This window comes from Ectobacillus sp. (genome assembly GCF_056992975.1).
The window spans coordinates 1-2,937 of sequence record NZ_JBXKMX010000306.1; the positions used below are offsets into that span (position 1 = coordinate 1).

The 2,937-nt window shown below is 41.5% G+C and carries 3 protein-coding genes; all 3 read right to left on the reverse strand.

Features of this window, described 5'->3' with window-relative positions; all coding sequences use genetic code 11:
- A partial coding sequence (locus AC11ZT_RS13760; protein WP_484060145.1) for a 3-oxoacid CoA-transferase subunit B occupies positions 1-658 on the reverse strand: 658 nt, incomplete at its 3' end.
- 11 nt (positions 659-669) lie between these two features.
- Positions 670-1,371: a CoA transferase subunit A gene (locus tag AC11ZT_RS13765; protein ID WP_484060146.1), complete on the reverse strand. Its 702-nt coding sequence runs from the start codon at positions 1,369-1,371 to the stop codon at positions 670-672.
- Positions 1,372-1,416: 45 nt separating this feature from the next.
- Positions 1,417-2,853, reverse strand: a complete 1,437-nt coding sequence (locus AC11ZT_RS13770; RefSeq protein ID WP_484060147.1) for a GntP family permease — start codon at positions 2,851-2,853, stop codon at positions 1,417-1,419.
- Positions 2,854-2,937: the final 84 nt, after the last annotated feature.

Genomic DNA, 2,937 nt, shown 5'->3' on the forward strand with positions numbered 1-2,937 from the left:
ATACCGAAACACCAATTTGTACATTAGGGCTAATAAAAAAGCTAGCTTCTGTTTTATTCATTACTTCCTCTACTGTTACCCCTTCAGATGTTTCTACTAAAACCATTCCTTCTTGTGTAAAATCAAAAACGGCAAGATCGGTTATGAGTCTATGTACAACCTGTTTTCCGGTTAAAGGTAACGTACACTCTCTCTTAATCTTTGATTCTCCGTGTTTATTAATATGTTCCATGATTACAACAATTCGCTTAGCTCCGTTCACAAGGTCCATGGCACCGCCCATTCCCTTTACCATTTTCCCTGGTATCATCCAATTTGCTAAATCTCCAGTTTCGGAAACCTCCATTCCCCCCAATATCGCCAAATCAATATGCCCCCCGCGAATCATTGCAAATGACTCAGCACTATCAAAAAAAGAAGCTCCTGGAACGGCCGTTACTGTTTCTTTACCCGCATTAATTAAATCAGCATCCTCTGATCCCGCAGACGGATACGGTCCAATGCCAAGCAACCCATTTTCAGATTGCAAAAGAACCTCATAATTCGATGGGATTTCATTGGCTACCAATGTCGGCATCCCAATTCCTAAATTCACATTCATCCCATCCTGGATTTCTTTCACTGCACGCTTTACGATTTGTATTCTGACATCCTTCATTTCCATACCTCCTATGCTTGTATGACTGTACGTCTTTCAATACGTTTTTCATAATTAACTCCGCGCAGTACTCTCTGCACATATATGCCTGGTGTGTGTATCTCATCTGGGTCAAGCTCGCCAATCGAAACTACTTCTTCAACTTCTGCAATCGTAATCTTTCCAGCCGTAGCTGCCATTGGATTAAAATTTCGTGCTGCTTTCCGATATACGAGATTACCAAGCGGGTCTGCCTTCCATGCCTTCACAAGGGCAAAGTCACCAACAATTCCACGTTCCAATATATAAGTACGGCCATCAAATTGTTTATGTTCTTTCCCCTCGGCAATAGGAGTTCCTACCCCCGTCGCTGTATAAAAGCCCGGAATACCAGCACCTCCTGCACGAATACGCTCAGCAAGTGTTCCTTGCGGGACAAGTTCCACTTCTAGCTCGCCACTTAAAAATTGCTTTTCAAAAATTTTATTTTCACCTACATAAGAGGAAATCATCTTCTTAATTTGGTGATTTGCTAAAAGCAAGCCCAATCCCCAATCATCTACTCCGCAATTATTACTAACAACAGTTAAATCCTTCGTGCCTTGTTCACGCAATGCTAAAATTGCCTTCTCCGGAATACCGCATAATCCAAAACCCCCGACAATGATTGTTGCGCCGTCCTGTATATCTGCTACCGCTTCTTGAAAGGATTCCATAACCTTACTTTGTTTCATCTCACATTCTCCCCTCTGCTACTCTACTAATCTCTTATTCAAAATTTATACAATCCCCGTGATGCTATGCACAGCGATAATAAAGAAAACCGCTAATGTTTTAAAGATTGTAATGGCGAAAATATCACGGTACGACTGACGATGTGTTAAACCGGTTACCGCAAGCAATGTAATAACCGCTCCGTTGTGAGGAAGTGTATCCATACCCCCTGAAGCCATCGAAATTACGCGGTGCATCACTTCCGGTGGGATATGAAAGGTCTGAATAGCCTGTATATATTTGTCAGACATCGCACTAAGTGCAATTCCCATCCCGCCTGAAGCAGATCCAGTCACACCAGCTAGAACGGTAGTCGTAACAGCTCCGTTAACGAGAGGATTCGTAAAGGTTGACCCGATTCCCTTACTGATGACACTAAATCCAGGCAGAGATGAGATGACTCCTCCAAATCCATATTCAGCACCCGTATTCATAGCCGCTAGCAAGGCACCAGCAATACTTGCGTTAATACCCGTTTGGAAATCGACCTTAATCTGTCTCAAGTTATACAAAATCGTTGTAATAATTCCGATTAGTAACGCCATTTCGAGAGACCAAATGGCTCCGACAGAAGAAATATCAACTTTTCCAAAAGCTTTTAGTCCAATAGACTCAAAGTTAAATCCCTTCGGATACCATATTGGAAGATAGACGGTAAATATCTTATTCATTACGCCAACTAATATAAGCGGCACAAACGCAAGAACCTGACGGACCACGCTCGTTTGTGTGGAAGGTGAAAGAGATGGCTCGGTTTGAACGGCTGCTTCCTGAGAAGCAGCAATTTCCGCTCCCTCAAATCCGTAATACCCTTCGCCCGCCTTCTCAGCTTTTTTACGACGAGATTCCAAATACCATAATCCTAAACTAAGAACAAAAACGGCTCCTATGATCCCTAAAGTTGGAGCAGCATAAATATTCGTTTTAAAAAATGTAGTTGGAATGACGTTTTGAATTTGTGGTGTCCCAGGCAGTGCATCCATCGTAAACGTAAACGCACCTAAGGCAATCGTTCCTGGAATTAAACGTTTCGGTATATTGCCTTCCCGAAATAGATTTACTGCAAATGGATACACAGCAAACACAACAACGAATAAACTCACACCACTATATGTTAAAATGGCTCCCATTAATACAATGGCCAAAATAGCACGCTTTGTACCCACTAGCTGCACAATGGTTTTTGCAATTGATTCTGCTATACCCGACATTTCCACTACCTTACCGAAGATCGCACCGAGTAAGAAAATTGGAAAATAGGATTTAATGAATCCAACCATCTTCTCCATAAATACATTAGAAAAGAATGGAAGAACAAATTCAGGATTCGTTAACAAAACTGCAAAAAGCGCACAAATCGGAGCAAATAAAATAACAGAAAACCCTCGATACGCTACGAACATTAACAGACTAAGAGCAAGTAATATAATGACTATTTCCACAAGAATCCCCCTTATTTGAACTGAAATAGTAAATGAATACTTGGAACGTTTTTATCTTGTTAAACACACTGCTCTCCTCTCTAT

Coding starts and splice junctions, on each gene's coding strand:
- AC11ZT_RS13765 (WP_484060146.1), bottom strand. CDS start 1,371: ATGAAACAAAGTAAGGTTATGGAATCCTTTCAAGAAGCGGTAGCAGAT.